Raw genomic sequence first — 21,313 nt, 5'->3', positions numbered from 1 at the left:
ACCCACGTTAGGCAGCGGTTAGGACAGTTCCGGTCCTAGGATGGACGGCATGCTGGAGACCTCGGCGCGGTTGTTGCGCCTGTTGTCGCTGCTGCAGACACCGAAGGACTGGTCGGGCGCGGAACTGGCCGAACGGCTCGGCGTCTCCGGCCGTACGGTCCGGCGCGACGTCGACCGACTGCGCGAGCTCGGCTACGTCGTGCACGCCGTCGCGGGCACGCCCGGCTACCGGCTCGGCGCCGGCGCGGGGCTCCCGCCGCTGCTGCTCGACGACGAGGAGGCGGTCGCGGTCGCCATCGGGCTCGGCACGGCGGCCGTGTCCGGCGTGACCGGCATCCAGGAGACCTCGGTACGAGCCCTGGCCAAGCTGGAGCAGGTCCTCCCGTCGCGGCTGCGGAACCGCGTCGGCGACCTGCGTACGGTGACGGTCCCGCTGACCGGGCCGGCCGCGGCCGTGGACCCGGCGGTGCTCACGGCGATCGCCGCGGCCGTCCACCACCGGGAGAGCCTGCGGTTCGACTACCGTTCCCACGACGGCACCGCCGACCGGCGCGCCGCCGAGCCGTACCGGCTGGTCAACTCGGGCCGGCGCTGGTATTTGGTGGCCTGGGACACCGGCCGGGAGGACTGGCGTACGTTCCGCGTCGACCGGCTGCGCCTGCACACCCCGAACGGGCCGCGCTTCACCCCCCGCGAACCGCCCGGCGACGACCTGGTCCGCTACGTCTCCGAGCGGATCTCCGTCGACCCCTACCGCTACCGCGGACGGTTCACGGTGCACGCCCCGGCCGACGTCGTCGCGGCCCGGATGCCGCCGACGATGGCGGTGGTCGAGCCGGCGGACGACGGCGCCTGCGTCCTCAGCGCCGGCTCGAACTCCCTCGACGAGCTGGCCATGTGGGTCGCGCAACTCGGCGTGCCGTTCGAGGTGCACGACCCGCCCGAACTCGTCCGGCACGTACGGGAGCTCGCCGACCGCCTGCTCGGCTCAGTGCGGTGAGAGGGCCGCCGGTCAGGGGGCGGCTACGGCGGTCTGGGTCTGGCGGCCCAGCCCGTCGATGCCGAGCTCCATCCGGTCGCCCGGCTTCAGGTAGACCGGCGGGTCGAAGCCCATGCCGACGCCCGCGGGCGTGCCCGTGTTGATCAGGTCGCCGGGTTCGAGGACCATGAACCGGCTCAGGTAGCGCACGATGAAGACGGGGTCGAACAACATGTGGGCCGTCGAGCCGGTCTGGCGGCGCTCGCCGTTGACGTCGAGCCACATGCCGAGGCTGGTGACGTCGCCCGCTTCGTCCGGCGTGACCAGCCAGGGTCCGCACGGGTTGAACGTCGGGGCCGACTTGCCCTTGACCCACTGACCGCCGTGGCGGAATTGGAAGTCGCGCTCGCTGACGTCGTTGACCAGCACGTATCCCGCGATCGCGGCGCGCGCCTCCTCGTCGCTGTCCAGGTTGTGGGCCCGGGTGCCGATCACGACGCCGAGCTCCACCTCCCAGTCGGTGGCCGAGGACCCGCGCGGGATGTGCACGTCGTCGTCCGGCCCGACCAGCGTGTTCGGCGCCTTGGTGAACACGATCGGCTCGGCCGGCGGCTCCTGGCCCGACTCGGCGGCGTGGTCGGCGTAGTTCAGGCCGACGCACAGGATCTGGTGGGGGCGGGCGATCGGCGCGCCGACGCGCTCACCGGCGAAACGGCGGGCCGCGCCCGCGGCCACGCGCTCGGCGACGGTCGCCGCGAGCGTGTCCAGGCCGGCGGCGAAGAAGGCGCCGTCGAAGTCGGTGACCACGTCGGACACGTCGACGTAGGTCTCGTCGTCGATCGCGACGACCGGACGTTCGGCGCCGGGGGCGCCGATACGCATGAGTCTCATGAACAGGTCCAGCTTCTGGTGTGGAGGTCGATCGGGGGAGCGGTGCCGCCGGAGGGGCGTCAGGCCGGGAGGGTGACGGTCTTCCCGGACTGGATGGACTCGTAGGCGGCCTCGACGACGCGCATGGCGTACACGGTGTCGCCGGAGTCGATCAGCGGGGGCCGTCCCTCCACCAGCGACCGCACGTAGTCGGTGACCTCGGTGATCACGGACTCGTAGTGCCAGCCGCCGGGGTGCCAGGCGTCGGGGCCGAAGGGGACCTCGGTGATCGCCTCGCCCAGGAAGTCGTGCTGGCCGCGGAAGACCTTGACCACCGGGTCGGACATCTGGTCGACGAGGATGCCGCCTTCGGTGCCGAACAGCTCCAGGCGCTCGCTGTGGGGCACCTCCGACACCGAGGTGAAGCCGCACGAGAAGTGGGCGCCGCTGCGCATGCGGCCGTACACCTCGGCGGTGTCCTCGATCTCGTTGTCGAGCGGGAACACCTTCTTGGAGACGCCGGTCAGCTCGTCGAACTCGCCGAGCAGCCACTTGAGCAGGTAGAACGAGTGGGCGCCGGTGTCCATGACCAGGCCGCCGCCGAGCTTGAACTGGGTCCTCCAGTAGCCGGGCATCGACAGGTGGGCCTTCTCGTTGGAACGCAGGTACGTCCTGGCGTGGATGACCTCGCCGATGGCGCCCTCGCGCAGGAGCCGGTGCACGGCCTGGTAGGCGGCGATGTAACGGCTGTTCTCCGCGACCATGAAGTGCACGCCGGCCTCGGCCGCCCGCCGCTGGATGGCCACCGACTGCTCGTACGTGGGCGCGACGGGCTTTTCGAGGATCAGGTGCTTGCCGGCGTCCAGCACCGCCATCGCGGCGTCGTAGTGCAGGTGGTGCGGCAGGATCAGGTCCACCACGTCGACCCGCGGGTCGTCGATCAGGTCCTGGAGGTCGGTGTACGTCTTGGCGCCGAACTCGGCCGTGAAGGCCGCCGTCGCCTCGGGGTTGACGTCGCAGCCGGCCACGAGGTCGACCACGTCGGACATCCGCTTGTAGGCCGCCGCGTGGGTCTTCGAGATCAGTCCGAGACCCGCGATGCCGACGCCCGGCTTCGACACTGTCATGTGATTCTCCAGTAAAGGATGTGACGAATGGATGGTTGGTGGCGACCGGTGCAGCGGGCCTCAGCCCTTGAGCGAGCCGGCGAGGACGTCGGCGCCGTACCGGCGCTGGAGGAGGTAGTACACGATCATGACCGGCAGCGCGACCATGATCGCCGCCGCGCAGGTGATCTGGTAGTTGCTGCCGTACTGCAGGCCGACGAAGAAGTTGAGCGCGGCGGGAACCATCCGCAGCTCCGGCTGCGAGATCATCACGACCGCGAGCAGCAGGTTGTTCCAGGTCCAGATGAACAGGATGGTGGCCAGGGCGAAGATCGGCGAGCTGGCCGTGGGCACGATCACCCGCCAGAGCGTCTGCCACCGGTTCGACCCGTCCGTCCGCGCCGCCTCCAGCAGTTCGCGGGGGAAGGACTTGAAGAACGACGTCATCCAGTACGTGCCGAAGGCCATCGAGCCGCCGATGCACGGCAACATCATCGACCAGTAGGTGTCGATGAGGTCGAAGGACCTGAACTGGTAGTACAGCGGGATGACGGTCGCCTCGTAGGGCACGATCAGCCCGAGGACGAACAGCGGGAACAGCAGCGACGAGCCGCGGAACTTCATCGTGCCGAACGCGTAGCCGGTCAGGATCGAGAAGAAGACCGACACGCTCACGACGACGCCGGACAGCAGGATGCTGTTGAGCAGCGAGCGCCCGATGCCCGCGTCCGGGTTGTTCCACGCGCTGATGAAGCTGTCCAGCGACCACTGGCTCGGCCAGGCCAGCCCGCTGACGGAGGCGTCCGGCGGGTTGAAGGCGACGAGCGTCGTGGAGATGAAGGGGTAGATCGCGAAGGCCGCGAACAGGAGCAGGACCACGTACGACATGGTGTTGCTGCGGCGTGAGATCATCGTGTTATTCCGATCTGACGAGCCGGTTGACCAGGCCGACGCCGATGAAGATGACCAGGGTGAGGAGCACGGCGATGGCCGCTCCCGGACCGATCTGGCCGTTGACGAACACGTCGCGGTACATCATCAGGGACGGCGTGGTCGTGGCGTAGCCGGGGCCGCCCTGCGTCGCCATGAGGGGCAGGTCGAAGATGCGCAGCGACAGGGTGAGGGTCATCACCAGCGACACGCGCAGCTCGTGGCGGATGCCGGGCAGGGTCACGGTGAAGAACTCCCGCACCGGTCCCGCGCCGTCGATGCGCGCCGCCTCGTACAGCTCCTTCGGGATGTGCTGCGTACCGGAGAGCAGCATGACCACGACGAAGCCGAACGTCGCCCACAACCCGACGATCCCCAGCGCGGGCAGCGCCAGGCCGGCGTCGCCGAGGAACGGCCGGACGAAATCGGGGCCGAAGACGGCCTCGATGATCGCGTTCAGGGAGCCGTCCAGCGAGTAGAGCCAGCGCCAGGCGATCGCGACCACCGCGAGGGCGATCGTGTACGGCAGGAAGAACACGAACCGGAAGAAGCTGAGCCCCCGGATCCGGGTCCGGGCGATGATGCCCACGAGCAGCAGGGCGATCACCACCGGCAGCACACAGCTGAAGACGACGAAGACGAGCGAGACCCGCAACGACGTCCAGGTGTTCGGATCGGTCAGCACCTGGAGGTAGTTGTCCAGGCCCACCCACGTCTGGGGGGAGAGCCCGTCCCATTCGAGGAACGACAGGCGAACCGTGTCGGCGATGGGAACGAGGACGAACAGCGCGTAGAAGATGAAGCCGGGCAGGATGAGCAGGTACGGCATCCCGCGGACCTCGCCCCGCCGGAGCCCCCGGCGGGGTCGCCTGCGCGACGGCGTCGCCGGGCCGGCGTCTGTGGTGACCGTGACGGCCATGTGCGATCTACTTCCCTACGTTGCGCGACCGGTGCGGTGCGGTGACCCGCACCGCACCGCCGCGTCGCGGCGTGTCCTGAGGAGTCTTAGGCGCTCTGCCCGGCGGTGGCCGCCGGCTGGGTCCCTTCCGACCGTGCGGGAAGGCCGATGATCTCGCGAGCCTCGTCGGGGGTCGCCACTTCGCGGCCCATGAGGTGGGCGATCTTGACGATCTCGTCCACGAGCTCGGCGTTCGAACGCGACTCCGACCCGTCCGGCAGGTACGGGTTGTCCTCCCAGCCGACCCGGACGTGGCCGCCGAGGCTCATGGCCATGGCCAGCAGGCGCCACTGCATCTTCGGGTTCATCACGCTGACGTTCCAGTTGACCCTGGGCGGCAGGTGCCTGACCAGGTACAGCAGCGAGTCCTCGGTGGGGGGCGTCCAGGCGCCGCCGGGCCAGCCGAGGAACAGCGTCGTCCAGACCGGGTCGTCGAGCAGGCCCTGGTCGCGGATGAACTCCAGGTTCCAGAACGCGCCGGTGTAGAAGGACTCGACCTCGGGCTTGACGCCGTGCTCCTTGGCCGCCTTGCAGAACGCCTCCAGCTCGGGGCGGGTGTGGATCGCGTACTGCTCGTTGGCCGGGTAGGCGGGGTCGGGGCGGAAGTACTCGTCGTGCACGTTGAAGGCGTAGGACATCATGTCCGGGCGCAGCTTCATCAGCGCGACCTTCTCCTCCAGCCGGGCGCTGGCGATGCCGAACTGGATGATGGCGTCGCGCTCGGCGCGGATGCGGTCGGTGAGGTCGGCCCAGCCGTCGTAGTCGGTACGGGAGAGCTGCCGGCCGTCCTCCTGGATCGAGTCCTCCAGGTAGTGCACGCCATGGTGGTGGACGAGCGAGGCGCCGGAGTCGATGGCCCGTACGTACTCGCCGGCGACGGCGGGCACGTCGTCGATCTTCGGCATGCCCTTGAAACCGGGATACGACATCGAACTGTCGACGGTTACGGTGATGATGACCTTGTCCACAAATGGCCTTTCTCGCATGGCGGTGCCCCCCGGGCACCGTCGGGAGGGGGAACGGGTCGGGCGCCTCGCCCGCCGGTGAGGGCCGGCGAGCCGCCCGAGGAGTCAGGAACGGGTCTTCATGTAGTCGGCCCAGTTCTTCTGGACCGACTCGTTGTACTGCTTCGGCGTGATCTCGCCCGACAGCAGCCGCTGGGCCTCGGCGCCCTGGAACGTCAGCATCGTCGGGGTGGGCCAGTCCTCCCACGTGAACAGGCCGTTCTCGGACGAGAGCCGCTCGTATTCGGTGACCATCTGCTTGAGCAGCGGGTCGTCGATCTTGGCGTTGACGCCCGCCTTGGTCGCCGAGGGACGGCCGGCCGCGATCTGGGCCGCGATGGCCTCGTCGCCGGCGGTCACGTAGTCGATGAACGCCGCCGCGCAGTCGGGGTACTTGGTCTTGGCGGAGATGCTGAAGGGCAGGCTGTAGCCGCCGACGGCGGCGTGCTTGCCGCTGTCACCGGCGGGGAAGAGCATGAAGCCGGCATTGTCGCCCAGGGCCTTGCTGACGTCGCCCAGCGCCCAGGAACCGGTGACGAAGAAGGCGGACTGCCCCTTGCCGAACCGGTTGGTGGCGTCGGTGAAGCTGGACGCCAGCGCGTCGGAGTTGAAGTAGCCCTTCTCCATCCAGGTACGGAAGTCGGTCGAGCCCTTCAGGTGCCCGTCGTCGTCGTACGTGCTGCCGGGCTTGTTGTAGACCCAGTTGTTGATCGCGTCGGGGGCGACGTACCAGCCGTTGAACAGCGACAGGTTGTGCAGCGCGGGCCACTTCTCCGAGTCGCCGAGCATGACGGGGGTGACACCGCCCGCCTTGGCCTTGTCGAGCGCCTGGACGAAGGCCGCCTTGTCGTCGAGGGTCGCGGGGTCGATGCCCAGCTTGCTCAGGACGGCCTTGTTGTAGAACACGCCGACGTACTGGATGGCGGGCGGCACGGCGACGAGGTTGCCCTCGCCCAGCGCCTTGCCGTCGGCGGTGAACTTGTTGACCGTCAACGCGGACTCAGGGAACTTCTCACCCCACCCGAACGCCTTCGCGTACGGGTCGAGGTTCAGCAGCAGGCCCGCCTTCCACAACGCGCCGTTGATCGCCCAGCCGGAGTTGCCCTGCATGACGTCGGGCGGGTTGTTGCCGGACATCACCAGCTTGATCGTGCTGGCGGAGGAGGCCCAATCCTTGATCTGCAGGTCGATGGTGACGTTCTTGTTGGCGGCCTGGAAGGACTTCACCTGCTCCTTGAAGCCGTTGGCGATCGCCTCGCCCGCCTCCGACATGCCGACGGTGAGCTTGACGGTGCCGTACTTGCCGCACGACGTGCCCACGTCGGTGGGCGCGGCGGCCGGCTTCGTACTGACCGAGGAGCCCGCGCAACCCGAGGCGCCGATGGCGGCGGCCGCGGCTACAGCGGTCAGAGCTCTTGCGGAGCGATGGTGTCGGAGCATCCTGTCCTCCTTGAAATGAGCCACGAAGCCTCCGCGTCTTGCGTCGCCGGAGGGGGTTCGATGGCGGTGACTCCTCGCGTCCTGAAGTCTCATCCACAAGGTCGGCGACGACGGGCACCCGCGAGCGGCCGTGGCCGGCTCGACTTCTCGCTGTGATCAGCAGCGAAGTGTTGCGTCAGACGAACTGTGTTGCACCAAGGGACGTTAGTGGTGCCCGACGCTATGGCGGACCTTAAGGGCATGTCAACCCCAGTCTTCCGCATATTTCCTCCATGTCTCCTGTGTGCTGAACCAAGTCTATGTGTTGCATGTGGCGACAAGTGGTTGCATATTTCGCAACACTTGTGGATGCTGTGTGCACACCGAACCTGCCCCCCGGAGGAAGGCGACCAGTGGGAGCAACGCCAGCCACGGCCACCATGCAGGCCGCCGTGGCCACCTCGATCCCGAGCGAACGGCTCGCCGTCACGCGCGTGCCACGCCCGGCGCCCGAGACCGACCAGGACGTCGTCCTGCGCGTGCACGCCTGCGGCATCTGCGGCACCGACCTGCACGTCCTCGCCGGGCACTCGTACCGGCCCGAGACGCCTTTCGTGCTCGGCCACGAACCGGTCGGGGTCGTCGTGGAGGCCGGAGCCGGGGCGCGGGAGTGGCTGGGACGCCGGGCCACCATCACCCTGTTCACCGGCGAGGGCTCGTGCGCGGCCTGCCGGGCGGGCGACGAACGGCTGTGCCCCGACCTGGTGTCGATCACCGGCGTGCTCGGCGTCTGGGGCGGCTACGCCGACTACCTGCGCGTACGGGCGGGGCAGCTCGTGGAGGTGCCGCAGAGCCTGTCGTGGGAGGACGCCTCCTCGCTGGTCGACGGCGGGGCGACCGCCGCGAACAGCGTCCGGGTCGCGCTGGGCCGCGATCCGCGCCGCGTGCTCGTCCTCGGCGCGGGCCCCATCGGTCACCTGTGCGCCGAACTGCTGCGTGTGCACGGCGTCCCCGTCCAGGCGGTCGAGCCCAACCCGCTGCGCCGCCAGGCGCTCCGGGACCTCGGTCACGACGTCGTCGCCTCGGTCGAGGAGGCCGCCGCGCCCGTGGACGCCGTCATCGACTGCACGGGCGTGCCCGCCGTCATGGCGCCGGGGCTGGACGCGCTGAACCCGCACGGCACGTACCTGCTCGCCGGGTACGCGCGGGTCCCGGAGGTGGACTTCGCCGTCGTGGCCCGTAAGGAGGCCGACATCCGGGGCATCCGCTCGGGCCGCCGCGAGGATCTGGAGTCGATCATCGCGCTGGCCGCGGCCGAGAAAATACGACTTCCTCAGACCGCCCGATGGCGGCTCTCGCAGGCGAACGACGCGCTCGACGCGCTGCGCGCCCAGAGGGTCCCGGGCAAGGCGGTCATCGTCCCCGACAGCGTCTGGAAGGATGAAGTGGCATGAAGATCGCTCTGGACCCGGCGATGCTCCATGGAAAACCGGTCGAGTACGCCGCCCGCGCGACCGCCGAGGCCGGCTACCGCTATCTGGAGATGGGCAACCGCGACGACTTCATCCCGGCGAACGGCCCCATGTACGCCACGGCGGAGCAGCTGCGCGGTTTCCGTGACGCGGCCAACGGCTCCGGCGTCGACATCGTCTCGGTCGCCGTGATCCAGGCGTGGTCCAGCCCCGACGAGGACGTCCGCAAGCAGGCCGTCGCGTGGTGGCGGGACGGCATCGCCGCCGCCGTGGAGCTGGGCTGCCGGCGCGTCAACACCGAGCTGTCCGGCCATCCGGATCAGCCCGAGGCCTGCCGGGCGGCGTTCCTGCGCTCGATGGAGGACCTCCTGCCGGTGCTCGAACGCGAGGACGTCGAGCTCGTCGTCGAGCCGCACCCCTGGGACTTCATCGAGACGACCGCCGGCGCCCTCGACCTGATCAAGGAGGTCGGCAGCCCGCGCCTGCGCTACCTCCACTGCGTGCCCCACGCCTACCATCTGGAGGGCACCGTCACCGAGCAGGTGGAGCTCGCCCGCGGCAAGTTCGACCACGTCCACGTCGCCGACACCTTCCGGCCCGGACGCACCATCGTCAACCCGCCCGGGGTCGAGTGCCGGATCCACCAGCACTTCGACCTCGGCCGCGGCGAGATCGACTGGGCCGAGGTGCGCCGGGCGCTGGAGGCGGTCGAGTTCGACGGCATCCTCACCGTGCAGGTCTTCGGCTGGGAGGACGAGGCCGAGAAGTCCTTCAGAACGAACCGCGAAGCAGTCGATCAACTCTTCGGCCTGAACGGCGGACAATCCTTGTCATGACGACGAACCAGAGCCCCGGTACGAACGACCTCTCCGACGGAGAGGGCCGTACCGCCTCCCCCATCCAGCGTGCGCTGCGTGCGCTGGAGCTGCTTTCCGCGGACCCGCTCACGGCCGCCGAGCTCGCCCGCGAGCTGGACGTCAACCGCAGCACCGCCCTGCGGCTCCTCGGGGAACTGGTCGCCACGGGCTACGTGGCCCGCAACGAGGCGACGAAGCGGTACACGATCGTCCCGGCCAAGTTCTACGGGCTGATCCAGGCGCCGGAGACCGACTGGAGCCAGATCATCGACCCCGTCCTCGCCTCGATACGGGACGAGACCGGCGACGCGACGATGCTCGCGGTGCCGGCGAAGGACACGATGGTCTACCTCGCCTTCTTCCCCACCCGGCACGTCGTGGCCGTCTCCGAGCAGTTAGGGACGATCCGGCCGATGCACTGCTCGGCGCTGGGGAAGGCCTACCTGTCCGCCCTCGATCCGGAGTCCCTCGACACGCACCTGGCCCGCCTGTCCTACGCGGGCGGCACGGAGCACGCCGCCAAGGGGCCCATCGAGTTGCGGCGTCGCGTGGAGGAGTCGCGCGAGGTCCGCTACGCGATCGACAGGGACGAGACCTTCGACGGCGTCAGGTGCGTCGCGGTGCCGGTGCGGATCCGCGGATCCCTGATCGGCGCGGCCGGGATCTCCGGCCCGTCCAGCCGCCTGACCGACGCGCGTATCCCGCAGCTCGGACAGTATCTGGCCACGTGCATGTCGGACCTGTGACCCGACCCGATCCGGGTCACGGGCCGAGCCACTCCGTCAGCGTGTCGCCCGTCAGGGCCTCGAAGACGGTGTCCACCTCGTCCGGGCCGGCCCGGTGTGCCGTGCGCAGGAGGTCGACGACGGTGGCGAGGAGGTCGTTGGCGAACCCCGGCGGCTCCTCCCAGGCGGTCAGCGCCTCGACGAGGGGGACGACGGCCTCGCCGTACCGGTGCGCCCGGGTCAGCGTCCATCCCCGGATGCCGAGGCTGCGTACCCGGTCCGGCAGGTAGACGTCAGGGTTGAGGTCGGCCAGCTCGCCGTGCAGCAGGACGGCCCGTTCGGTGACGGGCAGCGCGTCCCGCGGCCGTCCCGTCTCGGTGAGCAGGGTGGCGTAGTTGTCCAGCGAGGTGGCCAGCGCGGGCAGGTGGGCGTGCCGGTCGGCCCCGATCAGCTCGTCGTAGAGGCCGATGCCCAGCTCGGCGACCGGGAGCGCCTCGTCCCGCCGTCCCGCCTCCGCCAGGCGGGCGGCGTGGGTGCTCAGCGACCTGGCCAGACCGGGCAGGACGGCCTCCCGGTCGAGCTCGGCCAGCTCGCCGTACGCCAGCGCGGCCTGCTCGGAGTACGGCAGCGCGTCCAGCAGCCGCCCCGCCTCCGTCAGCCGCGTGGCGTGGTTGGTCAGGGCCATGGCCAGGTCGGGCAGGCGGGCCACCCGGTCGAGCGCGGCCAGCTCGCCGCAGAGCCGGACGGCCTGCTCGGACATCGGCAGCGCCTCCTCCAGCCGTCCCAAGTCCGCGAGCAGCAGGGCGTGGTTGTTCAGCGACAAGGCCAGGGCGGGCAGATAGGCGTCCTGGTTGACGCCGGCCAGGTGGCGGCGGAGCCGGAGGGCCCGTTCGGAGATCGGCAGCGCCTCGGCCACCCGTCCGGTCTCCGCCAGCACGGTCGCGCGGTTGTCCAGCGACGAGGCCAGGTCGGGCAGGTGGGCCTCGCGGTCACGGGTGGCCAGCTCGTCGTAGAGCTGGACGGCCTGCTCGGAGATCAGCAGGGCCTCGTCGAGGCGCCAGGCCGCGCGCAGCCGGTTGGCGTGGTTGTTCAGCGCCATCGCCAGATCGGGCAGGTAGACGTCGCGGTCACGGGCGGCCAGCTCGTCGTAGAGCTGGACGGCCTGCTCGGAGACCGGCAGCGCCTCCTCCAGCCGGCCCGTCTCCGCGAGCCTGGCCGCATGGTTCGTCAGGGACATCGCCAGGTCGGGCAGGTAGGTATCACGGTCGTGGGCGGCCAGGTCGTCGCAGAGCCGGACGGCGTGCTCGGAGATCGGCAGGGCCTCCGCGCGGCGGCCCACCGTGGACAGCAGGTTGGCGAGGTTGTTCAGGGCTCCGGCCAGTTCGGGACGGCGATCCTCCTCGTCGTGCTCGCTGAGCCGGCGGTACAGGTCGACGGCCCGCTGACAGGATTCCAGGGCGGCGTGGTGCTGACCGGCGTGGACGAGCCGGATGGCGTGGTTGACGTGCAGGGCGGCGTGCGCGTCAGGGTCGGTGGTGGCGGCCAGGTAGTGGCCGGTCAGGCGGGTGGACAGCGCGGCCATGCCGATGTCCAGGTCGATGTGCCGGCCGGCGGGCAGATGGTCCTCGACGTGCCCCAGCAGGTCGGGATCCACGCCGGGCAGGTTGGCCAGGCGGGCGAGCGCCGCGCCGCCGGCGTGCGGCATCAGCTCCGGACGGGCGGCGAGCAGCGGGTAGAGCTGGGTGGTGGCGACGTGCGGCCAGCGGCGGGCGGTCTCGATCAGCATGGTCAGCGCCGGACGGACCCACGGCGGCGCCTGCCCCTGCTCGCCCGCCGGTCCGGCGGGCACGGCCAGCAGCCCGGCCAGGGCGTGACCGGCCCAGTCGTCGGCACCCGCCTGGAGGACGGCGGGCTCGGCGCCGGGCAGGGAGAGGGCGGCGAAGTCCTCGGCCAGACGGTCCGGGTACAACGGTTCCAGGACCGTGCCCGGCTGCGCCGGGGGATAGCAGTAGCCGTGGTCGTCGAGCAGGGTGTTGGCCTGTTCGACGGTCTCGGCCAGGGCGGCCAGCCGCAGGACGGCACGGGCGTGCGGACGGGCCAGCGGCCGGGTGAACGTGGCGGTGAACACCGCCCGCCCGAGCGCCGTCGGGTCGCTGGCCATCGGTTCCGGGGTACGGCGGTGCAGTTCGGCCCAGTGCTCGCGCTCGCGCCGCAACAGGTATGCCGACGCGCGCGCCGGCCCGGCCGGCTCCTCCTCACCGTGGCGCAGGGCGTCGACCGCGGCCAGCGCCGCGATGTGCACGGTCAGCACCTGCGCGTACGCCTCGTCGTCGGCCAGCCCGGCGGGAGGGGCGATCGTGGCCGCCTGGCCGGGCGGCAGGCGGAGGTGGGTCGCGAAGTGGTCGCGGGCGTCGGCGAACAGGCGCTGCCGCAGGTCCGGCCCGGCGACCAGCGGTGACAGCGGCTGGGCGTCGGCGTCGGTGTCGAGCACGCGGTCGATCCAGGCGGCGATGCTGTCCCACCACACCCCGGCCGGGCGGGCCAGCAGCAGCACCCGTACCCGGCCGGTGCTCAGGGCGGGCTCCTGGAGGAGTTCGTACAAGGCCGGGACCGGCCAGCGTTCGGCGTAGTCCACCACGACCAGCACCCCGGGCCCGTCGGCCGGGACCTGGGCGTCGGCTGTGGCCTGCGCTTCGGCGGTGCCGGGGGCGTTGGCGGTGGCCTGCCACACCTGCCAGCCGGCCGCGCGGGACAACTCGGCGAACCGGGCGGCCAGCCGGGTCTTGCCCTGCCCGCCCGGCCCGTGCAGCAGCCGCACTCCCAGGCCGGGGCCCTCGTCGCCGTCGCGCCAGGCGGACAACCGGCGCAGGTCGTCCTCCCGTCCGCTGAAGGGCACCGCGCGGTACCCGGCGCGCAGCAGCAGCGAGGGCTGCCGTTGTACGCGGGCGGCCTGTACCGGTCGGGGCGCGGCCGGGAAGTCCTCCAGGCGGTAGGCGGGTTTCCACTGGTGGACGTTCAGCACGCCGTCCTGGACGGCATTGACCACCCCGCCCGCGCGGGGCGCGTTGACCTGGGTCTGCGCCGCGACCGGCGGCTCGGTCACGAGGACGGCTCCCGGCCGTCTTCGGGCGGCGGGGTCGCGGGGGCGGCGGGGTTGTGGATGTTCAGGGTGCCGCCCTGGGCGGCGTTGACGATCCCGCCCGCCGACGGCAGGTTGAGCTGCGTCTGCGTGACCGGCGCCGGAGCGGCGGCCCCGGCCTCCGGTACGTGCGGCGGTCCCACGTCCACCCGCCCGGACCGCGACTGCGACACCAGCGCGGCCACCGCGACCACCAGCCCGGCCGCGCCGACGAACATGCTCACCACGCTGGCCCGCTGGTCCAGCACCGAAAGGACGTCGGGCGGCAGCCCCAGCGGGTCGGCGAGGAAGCCGACCAGCCCGGCCACCAGCAACACCGTCATCGCCACGACGACCGCGACGACCGCGCCACGCCGTCCCCGCCCGCGTCCGGAATCCGGGTCCGTGTTGGACATGTCTCCAGACTGCTCCCGCACCGGCCGATCGGGACCGGAAGCGACCAAGACGTTACCCGTCGCGGTTCATCCCAGCGCGGCGACGGCCTTGTCGGTGGAGTCGTGGAAGGAGAGCAGCCGGGTCAGCCCCATGATCTTGAAGGCGTGCGTGAGGGCGAGTTCGTCCAGGGCCGCGTGCAGGCGGGGGAGGTGTGGTGGTCGAGGTCGCCGCCCACCGCGAGGACGCGGACACGTTCCGAATGCGGCCGGCAGGTGATGGTCAGGCCCTGGTCGTGCTGCACGGAGGCTCCTCGGAGGGACGCCCGCCGAGGGGGCGGGGACGGACAGGGCGCCCGGAACACGAGCCGGGCAGGCGCGCGGGCCCGGCCCTCGGAGTGGTTTGCCCTATTCTACCTACGGTCAAGCTGATACCTGACCTGCTGATCCACGCCCACGACGGCACCATCGCGAGCCCGGCGCGACCGGCCCGCGAGCGCAGTGAACGAAGGGGTTCCAGATGGCACGCGACGACGACGGCGAGCGCACCCCCGCGGCGGCCGGCGCCGGGATCTTCACCGTGGACGACGAGGTCGGCCGTGACCTGGCCGAGGTCGACTGGCAGGCGACCCCGCTGGGCCCGCCCGAGCACTGGCCGCAGAGCCTCCAGACGGCGGTGAGCATCCTGCTGTCGTCCCGGTTCTCCATGTGGATGGCGTGGGGGCCGGAGCTGACGTTCTTCTGCAACGCCGCCTACCGCCGCGACACTCTGGGCCAGAAGTACCCCTGGGCGCTGGGCCGGCCGGCCGGCGAGGTGTGGGCGGAGATCTGGGAGGACATCGGCCCGCGGATCGACGCCGTCCTCGCCACCGGGAAGGCGACCTGGGACGAGGCGCTGCTGCTGTTCCTGGAGCGGGCCGGCTATCCGGAGGAGACCTACCACACCTTCTCCTACAGCCCGCTGCGCGACGATCACGGCTCGGTCGTCGGCATGCTCTGCGTGGTCAGCGAGGAGACCGACCGGGTCATCGGCGAGCGGCGCATGGCCACCCTGCGCGATCTCGGCTCCGACCCCAGCGTGGTCCGCACCGAGCAGGAGATGCTCGCCTTCGCCTGCCGCCAGCTCGACCGGAACCCGAATGACCTCCCCTTCACCCTGACCTACCTGTTCGACGGCGACGGCCGGGCCCGCCTGGCCGCGGCGACCGGGATCCCCGCCGGGCATCCGGCCGCCCCCGCCGTCGTCGCGCCCGGCGACCCGGACGCGGTGTGGCCCGCTGCGGCCCCCGCGCGCGGGGAGACCGTGCTCGTACCGCTCGACGCGGCCGCCTACGCCGGGCTGCCGGCCGGGGACTGGCCACAGCCGCCCACGCGGGCCCTGGTGGTGCCGCTGCTCCAGCAGGGAGGCATGCCGTACGGGTTCCTGGTGGCCGCGCTCAACCGCTACCGGCCCCTGGACGACGGCTACCGCGGGTTCGTCGAGCTGGCCGCCGGGCACGTCGCCACCGGCATCTCCGCCGCGCGCAGCTACCAGTCACAGCAGCGGCGGGCCGAGGAGCTGGCCGAGCTCGACCGGGCGAAGACGGTCTTCTTCTCCAACATCAGCCACGAGTTCCGCACGCCCCTCACCCTGATCATGGGCCCGGTGCAGGAGCTGCGGAACACGCTGGCCGAGGCCGCCCCGGAGGTGCGCCAGGACCTGGAGGTCGTCCACCGCAACGCCCTGCGCCTGGGCAGGCTCGTCAACACCCTGCTGGACTTCTCCCGCATCGAGGCCGGCCGCATGCAGGCCCGGTACGAGCCGGTGGACCTGGCCGCGATGACCGCCGACCTGGCCAGCGTCTTCCGTTCGGCGATCGACAAGGCCGGCCTGGACTTCCGGGTGGACTGCCCGCCGCTGGCCCGGCCCGTCTGCATCGACCGGGGCATGTGGGAGAAGGTCGTGCTCAACCTGCTGAGCAACGCGCTGAAGTTCACCTTCGAGGGCTCGATCACCGTCACGGTCGGCGAGCGGGACGGCCACGCCGTGGTGACCGTCGCCGACACGGGCATCGGCGTCCCCGCCGACGAGGTGCCCCGCCTGTTCGAACGGTTCCACCGCATCGAGAGCGCCCGCTCGCGCTCCGACGAGGGCAGCGGCATCGGCCTGGCGCTCGTCCAGGAGCTCGTCGGCCTGCACGGCGGCACCATCACCGCCGACAGCGCCGAGGGCAGAGGCACGGTCTTCACCCTCCGGCTGCCCTTCGGCGCCGACCATCTGCCGGCCGGCAGCCTCGTACCGGCCAGGGACGCGGAGGCGATCACGGCCTGCGCCGAGCCGTTCGTCCAGGAGGCGTTGCGCTGGCTCCCCGAGGACGACACCACCGAGGGGACGGCCGCCTCCGACGTCCCGGCCGCGGGCGGCTCCCCGGCGCCGGGCGACGGCGCGCCCGCCCGGGTACTGATCGCCGACGACAACCGGGACATGCGCGAATACCTCGTCCGGCTGCTCAGGGGGGCCGGCTATCAGGTGACCGCCGTCGGCGACGGGCTCGCGGCCCTCGACGCCGTGCACGCCGACGCGCCGGACCTCGTGGTCAGCGACGTGATGATGCCGCGCCTGGACGGCCTGGCCCTGGTCGCGGCGCTGCGGGCCGATCCGCGTACGGCGGGGGTGCCGGTGCTGCTGCTGTCGGCCCGCGCCGGGCAGGAGTCCTCGATCGAGGGCCTGGCGGCGGGCGCGGACGACTACCTGGTCAAGCCGTTCTCCGCCGCCGAACTGCTGGCGCGGGCGCGGGCGAACGTGGAGCTGGCGCGGATGCGCAACCATCACGCCCGCTGGCGCAACGCCATGATCGACTCCTTGCAGGAGGCGTTCTTCGTCACCGACGAGGACGGCGCGGTGATCGAGATCAACTCCGCGTTCACCGACATCCTCGGCTACGGTCCCGAGGGGCTGCCGTACACGCCACGGCACCCGTGGTGGCCGGACGAGGAGGGCGATCCCCACGGCCACGGCCTGGTCGCCGAGGCGTTCGGCCAGATCGTCGGGGAGGGCAGGGGCAGCGCGGTCATCCCCGTCACCCACCGCGACGGGGACCAGGTCTGGATCGCGGTCACCTTCAACGCGGTCACCGATCCCGACACCCGGCGGCGCCGCGTCGTGGGCACGTTGCGCGACGTCACCGCCGAGCACTACCTCGTGCAGCGCGAGAGCGCGCTGGCCGCGCTCAGCGTGCGCGTCTCCCAGGCCGACAATCTGGACGACGCCCTGGCCGGCGGGCTGGAGGCGCTTCAGGAGGTCTGGCACGCCCGGCAGGTGGCGGCCGTCGTCTGGGCCGGCGACGGCTCGCGCGCCCTGGTCCGCGCGCCGTCCGGTGGCTGGCAGGACCTGCCGGAGCAGGTACGCGCGGAGCTGACGGCCCTGCGCGGGCAGCCGCCCCTGCGGGCGGTCGCCTCCGGGACGGACGGCGCCGGCATCACCCTGGAACATCCCGACGGCCTGCTCGCCGTGTGGATCGACCTGGGCCAGAACCGGCCGTTCACCCGCGAGGACCAGACCCTGCTGGCGTTGCTGGCCGGCCACCTCGGCCAGGGCCTGCACCGGGTACGCCAGCTCGACCGGCAGCGCGAGGCGGCCGTGGCGCTCCAGCGTGCCATCCTGGGCCCGTCCCGGCTGCCCAGCGGCTTCGCCGTGCGCTACGAGCCGGCCACCCGCCCGCTGGAGGTCGGCGGCGACTGGTACGACATCGTGCCCCTGACCGGCGAGCGCATCGGGATCGTCGTCGGCGACTGCGTGGGACGCGGGCTGGAGGCCGCGGCCGTCATGGGACAGCTGCGCAGCGCCTGCCGGGCCCTGCTGCTCCAGGACGCCGGGCCGGCCCAGGTGTTCGCCGCGCTCGACCGGTTCGCCGCCCTCATCCCGGGCGCCAAGTGCACCACCGCCTTCTGCGGCGTCCTGGACACCGCCACCGGCGACCTCGTCTACTCCAGCGCCGGCCATCCTCCCGGCATCCTGGCCCACGCCGACGGCACCACCGAGTTGCTGGAGGGCGGCCGTTCGACCCCGCTGGCCGTACGGTCGGGCCGCGGACGGACGGAGGCCAGGTGCACCATGCCGGCCCGCTCCACCCTGCTGCTCTACACCGACGGGCTGGTCGAGCGGCGGCGGCGTCCGCTGACGGCCGGCATCGACGAGGCCAGCGCCGCCGTCCAGGTCGGGCGTTCCACGCCGATCGAGGAGCTGGCCGGCGACGTCATGTCCTCCCTCACCCCCGACGGGGGTTTCAACGACGACGTGGCGCTGCTGCTCTACCGTCAGCCCGCCCCGCTGGAGGTGGCCTTCCCGGCCGAGTCGAGCCAGCTCGCCCCCGTGCGCTCGGCCCTGCGGGAGTGGCTGGCCCGCTGTCAGCTCACCCCCACGCTGGTGCAGAACGTGCTGGTGGCGGCGGGGGAGGCGTGCGCCAACGCGATCGAGCACGGGCACCGCGACACCCCCGGCCGGACGATCCGCCTGCGGGCGGTGGCGACCGGCGGCGATCTGCGCCTGACCGTCGTCGACTCCGGCCGCTGGAAGCCGCCGGAGCCCGAGGCGAACCAGCACCGCGGCCGGGGCGTCGCGCTCATGCGCGCCCTGATGAACGAGGTCACCATCCATCCCGGCGCGGCCGGGACCACCGTCGACATGCATGCGAGGATCAGCTCATGAGCACCCCTCTGACGCTGTCGGCCTCGACGCGGCCCGACGGCACCGCGGTCCTCGCCGTCACCGGTGAGATCGACATGAGCAACGCCGCCGCTCTGGAGGAGGCGCTGAGCAGCACCAGCGAGGGGACGGTGCTGGTCGACCTGAGCGGGGTGGAGTACCTCGACAGCGCCGGTCTGACCGTCCTGTTCACGTACGCCTCGCGCATCCGGCTCGTCGCCAACCCCCTGCTCGAACCGGTCCTGACGATCTCCGGTCTCGCCGACGTCGCGACCGTGGAGGACGAGTCACCCTCCTGAGATTCGAGGGCTTGTGGCCGTACAGCATCGCATCTGCGAGGGATACGGAGCTTACGCCTCGCAGGCAAGTGTGCGTCGGCCTATGCTGGGCATGGGCCGGGCAGTCGGTCCTACGGGCAAGGAGGCGGCCGGTGGAGCCCACGTCGCTGGAGACGCAGAGCCAGGTCCTGCTGACCGGTGAGGTCCACCGGCCGTCCCTGCTGAGCATGGCCGCGCTCCGGTCGATGCCGCAGCGGGAGACCACGGTGAGCTTCGAGTGCCGCACCTCCGGCCCGCGCCGCCACTACTTCGCCGGGCCGCTGCTCATCGACGTGCTCCGGACGGCCGGGCCGCGGTTCGACCCCGACGAGCGCAAGGGCCGCCTGCGCTTCCTGATCTCCGTGCTCGGCCGCGACGGCCATCGCGCGGTGTTGTCGTGGGGCGAGATCGACCCGGAGTTCGGCAACACCCCGGCGATGCTGGCCGTCGGCATGGACTGCCAGGCCCTCGACGAGCAGGGGCCGCACCTGGTGATGCCGGGCGACCGGTGCGGCGGCCGGCACGTCAGCGGCGTCACCGGCATCAGGGTCTGCGTGGACGACCGGTTATGGGGATGAGCGGCCGGGAGGTCGGTCACGCCGGGTAGGCGTGGGTCTCGGTGGCCTTGACCGAGGCCCAGATCCGCTGGCCGGGGGTCAGGTCGAGGTCGGCGACGGCGGCGGGGGTGATGTCGGCGAAGGCGGTGAGCGGGCCGTCGAGGTGCACGCGTACGTTGTCGCCGTGGCGTTCGATGCCTTCGATGCGGGCGTGCCAGAGGTTGCGCGGGCTGCCGTCGGGCCGGCTGCGGTAGAGCGCCACGGCAGCGGGCGGGAAGGCCACGAACGCGGGCCCGTCGAGCTCCTCGGACGCGTGCAGCAGCACCTCGCCGACCTTGACCCCGGTGCCGCCGGCCACACCGCGGTAGAGGTTGAGCCCGACCAGGCGGGCCACGTAGTCGGTGCGCGGATGGCGGGCCACCTCGGCCGGCGGGCCCTGCTGGACGACCGTGCCGTGCTCGATGACGATCAGCCGGTCGGCCAGCACCATCGCGTCGAGGGGGTCGTGGGTGACCAGCACGGTCGCGCCGTCGAAGTCGGCCAGGTGGCGGCGGAGCTGGGAGCGGATCTCCAGCCGGGTGTGGGCGTCGAGCGCGGCCAGCGGCTCGTCCAGCAGCAGCAGCCCTGGCCGTACGGCCAGCGCGCGGGCGAGCGCGACCCGCTGCGCCTGGCCGCCCGACAACCGGCGCGGTTTGGCTGCGGCGTACGCGGCCAGGCCGACGCGGTCCAGCAGCGCGGCGGCCATCCGGCGGGCCTCGGCCTTGGGCACACCCTGGCAGCGCGGCCCGAAGGCGACGTTGTCGAGGGCGGTCAGGTGCGGGAAGAGCAGGTAGTCCTGGAAGACCATGCCGATCGGGCGGGCCTCGGCGGGCAGCGGGTGCAACGGCGTGCCGCGCAGGGTGATCCGGCCGCCGCTCATCGGGGTGAGCCCGGCCAGGGCGCGCAGGGCGGTGGTCTTGCCGGCGCCGTTGGGGCCGAGCAGCGCCACCACCTCCCCGGCGGCCACGCTCAGGGGGACGTCGAGGGTGAACGCGGGCCGGGTGACCACCACGTGGGCGTCGAGGGTCATGGCGCGCTCACCCACCGGTCGCGCAGGCTGGCCAGGATGACCACCGAGACGGCCAGCAGCACCAGGCTGAGCACGATCGCCGCCTCCGGCTCGGTCTCCAGCGCCAGGTAGACGGCCAGCGGCATCGTACGGGTCGTGCCGGGGAAGTTGCCGGCGAACGTGATCGTCGCCCCGAACTCACCGAGCGCCCGCGCCCAGCACAACACGGCCCCGGCGACCACGCCCGGCATGACCATGGGCAACGTCACCCGCCGGAACACCGTCCAGCGCGAGGCCCCGAGCGTCGCGGCGGCCTCCTCGAAGCGCTGGTCGGCGCCGCGCAACGCGCCCTCCACGCTGATCACCAGGAACGGCATCGCCACGAACGCCTCCGCGGCGATCACACCAGCCGTCGTGAACGGCAACGTGACGCCGAAGGTGGCCTCCAGCCACTGCCCGGCCAGACCGCGCCGGCCCAGCACCAGCAGCAGCGCCACGCCGCCGACCACCGGCGGCAACACCAGCGGCACGGTGACCAGCGCGCGCACCAGCCGCCGCCCCGGGAACGACACCCGGGCCAGCAACCAGGCCAGCGGCACCCCGAGCAGCAGGCAGAAGGCCGTGGCGACAGTGGCGCACAACAACGACAACCGCAGCGCCTCCAGCACCTGCGGCTCGGCCAGCCGCTGGAGCAGCGTGGACCAGGGGGCCCGGACCAGCAGCCCGGCCAGCGGCAACACCAGGAACGCCAGCCCCGCCAGCGCGGGCACGACCAGCATCCACGGCGGCCGCCCGGAGACCTCGCGGCCCGTGGCCGCAGGTCCGGCGGGCCCGCCGCGCGGGTCCGCCGGGCCGGGCCTAGTGGAACGGCTCATGG

Annotated in this window: 18 protein-coding genes; 7 read left to right on the top strand and 11 right to left on the bottom strand. The window is 71.9% G+C overall.

Annotation, left to right across the window (positions count from 1 at the left end; translation table 11 throughout):
• The first annotated feature begins 49 nt into the window (after positions 1 to 49).
• Positions 50 to 1,000 carry a helix-turn-helix transcriptional regulator gene (locus IEZ27_RS03185; RefSeq protein ID WP_189645774.1) on the top strand — a complete coding sequence of 317 codons (951 nt, stop codon included), beginning with the start codon at positions 50 to 52 and terminating at the stop codon, positions 998 to 1,000.
• A 12-nt stretch (positions 1,001 to 1,012) separates the two neighbouring features.
• Here the strand turns inward: IEZ27_RS03185 and IEZ27_RS03180 are convergent, their stop codons facing one another.
• From IEZ27_RS03180 to IEZ27_RS03155, 6 genes are all read right to left on the bottom strand, one after another.
• A complete protein-coding gene (locus IEZ27_RS03180; RefSeq protein ID WP_189645773.1) occupies positions 1,013 to 1,870 on the bottom strand; it encodes a fumarylacetoacetate hydrolase family protein in 858 nt (285 codons plus the stop codon).
• A 59-nt stretch (positions 1,871 to 1,929) separates the two neighbouring features.
• Positions 1,930 to 2,976 carry a Gfo/Idh/MocA family protein gene (locus tag IEZ27_RS03175; RefSeq protein ID WP_189645772.1) on the bottom strand — a complete coding sequence of 349 codons (1,047 nt, stop codon included), beginning with the start codon at positions 2,974 to 2,976 and terminating at the stop codon, positions 1,930 to 1,932.
• Between the two features lie 60 nt (positions 2,977 to 3,036).
• Positions 3,037 to 3,867 carry a carbohydrate ABC transporter permease gene (locus IEZ27_RS03170; RefSeq protein ID WP_185845236.1) on the bottom strand — a complete coding sequence of 277 codons (831 nt, stop codon included), beginning with the start codon at positions 3,865 to 3,867 and terminating at the stop codon, positions 3,037 to 3,039.
• Between the two features lie 4 nt (positions 3,868 to 3,871).
• Positions 3,872 to 4,804 (bottom strand): carbohydrate ABC transporter permease, encoded by a 933-nt coding sequence (locus IEZ27_RS03165; protein ID WP_125646750.1) that lies wholly within the window; start codon positions 4,802 to 4,804, stop codon positions 3,872 to 3,874.
• Between the two features lie 86 nt (positions 4,805 to 4,890).
• Positions 4,891 to 5,811, bottom strand: coding sequence for a BKACE family enzyme (locus IEZ27_RS03160; protein WP_189645771.1), 921 nt, complete (start codon positions 5,809 to 5,811; stop codon positions 4,891 to 4,893).
• A 102-nt stretch (positions 5,812 to 5,913) separates the two neighbouring features.
• On the bottom strand, positions 5,914 to 7,287 hold the full coding sequence (locus tag IEZ27_RS03155) for an ABC transporter substrate-binding protein (protein ID WP_189645770.1): 1,374 nt from the start codon (positions 7,285 to 7,287) through the stop codon (positions 5,914 to 5,916).
• Positions 7,288 to 7,679: 392 nt separating this feature from the next.
• Between IEZ27_RS03155 and IEZ27_RS03150 the strand changes: the two genes are divergently transcribed.
• Genes IEZ27_RS03150 through IEZ27_RS03140 form a run of 3 tightly spaced genes read left to right on the top strand, consistent with a single transcriptional unit; the run spans position 7,680 to position 10,341 of the window.
• Positions 7,680 to 8,720 carry an alcohol dehydrogenase catalytic domain-containing protein gene (locus IEZ27_RS03150; protein ID WP_189645769.1) on the top strand — a complete coding sequence of 347 codons (1,041 nt, stop codon included), beginning with the start codon at positions 7,680 to 7,682 and terminating at the stop codon, positions 8,718 to 8,720.
• Positions 8,717 to 9,574, top strand: coding sequence for a sugar phosphate isomerase/epimerase family protein (locus IEZ27_RS03145; RefSeq protein ID WP_189645768.1), 858 nt, complete (start codon positions 8,717 to 8,719; stop codon positions 9,572 to 9,574). Before IEZ27_RS03150 ends, IEZ27_RS03145 begins: the two co-directional genes overlap by 4 nt.
• Positions 9,571 to 10,341 carry an IclR family transcriptional regulator gene (locus IEZ27_RS03140; RefSeq protein WP_189645767.1) on the top strand — a complete coding sequence of 257 codons (771 nt, stop codon included), beginning with the start codon at positions 9,571 to 9,573 and terminating at the stop codon, positions 10,339 to 10,341. Before IEZ27_RS03145 ends, IEZ27_RS03140 begins: the two co-directional genes overlap by 4 nt.
• Positions 10,342 to 10,357: 16 nt before the next feature.
• Here IEZ27_RS03140 and IEZ27_RS54870 read toward each other — a convergent pair whose 3' ends face one another.
• The 3 genes from IEZ27_RS54870 to IEZ27_RS03125 form a co-directional block, all read right to left on the bottom strand.
• Positions 10,358 to 13,423: a tetratricopeptide repeat protein gene (locus IEZ27_RS54870; RefSeq protein ID WP_189645766.1), complete on the bottom strand. Its 3,066-nt coding sequence runs from the start codon at positions 13,421 to 13,423 to the stop codon at positions 10,358 to 10,360.
• On the bottom strand, positions 13,420 to 13,854 hold the full coding sequence (locus tag IEZ27_RS03130) for a hypothetical protein (RefSeq protein WP_189645765.1): 435 nt from the start codon (positions 13,852 to 13,854) through the stop codon (positions 13,420 to 13,422). The genes IEZ27_RS54870 and IEZ27_RS03130 overlap by 4 nt, the downstream gene beginning before the upstream one ends.
• A gap of 122 nt (positions 13,855 to 13,976) precedes the next feature.
• Positions 13,977 to 14,135, bottom strand: a complete 159-nt coding sequence (locus IEZ27_RS03125) for a hypothetical protein (protein ID WP_189645764.1) — start codon at positions 14,133 to 14,135, stop codon at positions 13,977 to 13,979.
• 215 nt (positions 14,136 to 14,350) lie between these two features.
• Between IEZ27_RS03125 and IEZ27_RS03120 the strand changes: the two genes are divergently transcribed.
• The 3 genes from IEZ27_RS03120 to IEZ27_RS03110 all read left to right on the top strand — a co-directional run bounded on the left by IEZ27_RS03120 (position 14,351) and on the right by IEZ27_RS03110 (position 19,409).
• The gene (locus IEZ27_RS03120; RefSeq protein ID WP_189645763.1) at positions 14,351 to 18,517 is read left to right on the top strand and encodes a SpoIIE family protein phosphatase; all 4,167 of its coding nucleotides are present in this window, start codon (positions 14,351 to 14,353) and stop codon (positions 18,515 to 18,517) included.
• On the top strand, positions 18,514 to 18,813 hold the full coding sequence (locus IEZ27_RS03115; RefSeq protein WP_189645762.1) for an STAS domain-containing protein: 300 nt from the start codon (positions 18,514 to 18,516) through the stop codon (positions 18,811 to 18,813). The genes IEZ27_RS03120 and IEZ27_RS03115 overlap by 4 nt, the downstream gene beginning before the upstream one ends.
• A gap of 131 nt (positions 18,814 to 18,944) precedes the next feature.
• Positions 18,945 to 19,409: a molybdopterin-binding protein gene (locus IEZ27_RS03110; protein WP_125646718.1), complete on the top strand. Its 465-nt coding sequence runs from the start codon at positions 18,945 to 18,947 to the stop codon at positions 19,407 to 19,409.
• A gap of 16 nt (positions 19,410 to 19,425) precedes the next feature.
• On the opposite strand, the gene IEZ27_RS03105 is transcribed toward IEZ27_RS03110, so the two are convergent.
• Both IEZ27_RS03105 and IEZ27_RS03100 read right to left on the bottom strand, forming a co-directional pair.
• A complete protein-coding gene (locus IEZ27_RS03105) occupies positions 19,426 to 20,457 on the bottom strand; it encodes an ABC transporter ATP-binding protein (protein ID WP_189645761.1) in 1,032 nt (343 codons plus the stop codon).
• The gene (locus tag IEZ27_RS03100) at positions 20,454 to 21,311 is read right to left on the bottom strand and encodes an ABC transporter permease (RefSeq protein ID WP_379478542.1); all 858 of its coding nucleotides are present in this window, start codon (positions 21,309 to 21,311) and stop codon (positions 20,454 to 20,456) included. Before IEZ27_RS03100 ends, IEZ27_RS03105 begins: the two co-directional genes overlap by 4 nt.
• Between the last annotated feature and the right edge of the window lie 2 nt (positions 21,312 to 21,313).

The sequence above is a fragment of the Nonomuraea spiralis genome (assembly GCF_014648435.1).
Lineage (GTDB): Bacteria > Actinomycetota > Actinomycetes > Streptosporangiales > Streptosporangiaceae > Nonomuraea > Nonomuraea spiralis.
The sequence above is the reverse complement of the archived record's forward strand: the minus strand, read 5'-3'. Positions and strand labels throughout refer to the sequence as shown.

Excerpts from the sequence above, each read along its gene's own strand:
- IEZ27_RS03175 (WP_189645772.1), bottom strand. The coding sequence starts at position 2,976 with ATGACAGTGTCGAAGCCGGGCGTCGGCATCGCGGGTCTCGGACTGATC.
- IEZ27_RS03170 (WP_185845236.1), bottom strand. The coding sequence starts at position 3,867 with ATGATCTCACGCCGCAGCAACACCATGTCGTACGTGGTCCTGCTCCTG.
- IEZ27_RS03145 (WP_189645768.1), top strand. The coding sequence starts at position 8,717 with ATGAAGATCGCTCTGGACCCGGCGATGCTCCATGGAAAACCGGTCGAG.
- IEZ27_RS03180 (WP_189645773.1), bottom strand. The coding sequence starts at position 1,870 with ATGAGACTCATGCGTATCGGCGCCCCCGGCGCCGAACGTCCGGTCGTC.
- IEZ27_RS03105 (WP_189645761.1), bottom strand. The coding sequence starts at position 20,457 with ATGACCCTCGACGCCCACGTGGTGGTCACCCGGCCCGCGTTCACCCTC.
- IEZ27_RS03155 (WP_189645770.1), bottom strand. The coding sequence starts at position 7,287 with ATGCTCCGACACCATCGCTCCGCAAGAGCTCTGACCGCTGTAGCCGCG.
- IEZ27_RS03185 (WP_189645774.1), top strand. The coding sequence starts at position 50 with ATGCTGGAGACCTCGGCGCGGTTGTTGCGCCTGTTGTCGCTGCTGCAG.
- IEZ27_RS03140 (WP_189645767.1), top strand. The coding sequence starts at position 9,571 with ATGACGACGAACCAGAGCCCCGGTACGAACGACCTCTCCGACGGAGAG.
- IEZ27_RS03165 (WP_125646750.1), bottom strand. The coding sequence starts at position 4,804 with ATGGCCGTCACGGTCACCACAGACGCCGGCCCGGCGACGCCGTCGCGC.
- IEZ27_RS03130 (WP_189645765.1), bottom strand. The coding sequence starts at position 13,854 with ATGTCCAACACGGACCCGGATTCCGGACGCGGGCGGGGACGGCGTGGC.
- IEZ27_RS03120 (WP_189645763.1), top strand. The coding sequence starts at position 14,351 with ATGGCACGCGACGACGACGGCGAGCGCACCCCCGCGGCGGCCGGCGCC.
- IEZ27_RS03100 (WP_379478542.1), bottom strand. The coding sequence starts at position 21,311 with ATGAGCCGTTCCACTAGGCCCGGCCCGGCGGACCCGCGCGGCGGGCCC.
- IEZ27_RS03115 (WP_189645762.1), top strand. The coding sequence starts at position 18,514 with ATGAGCACCCCTCTGACGCTGTCGGCCTCGACGCGGCCCGACGGCACC.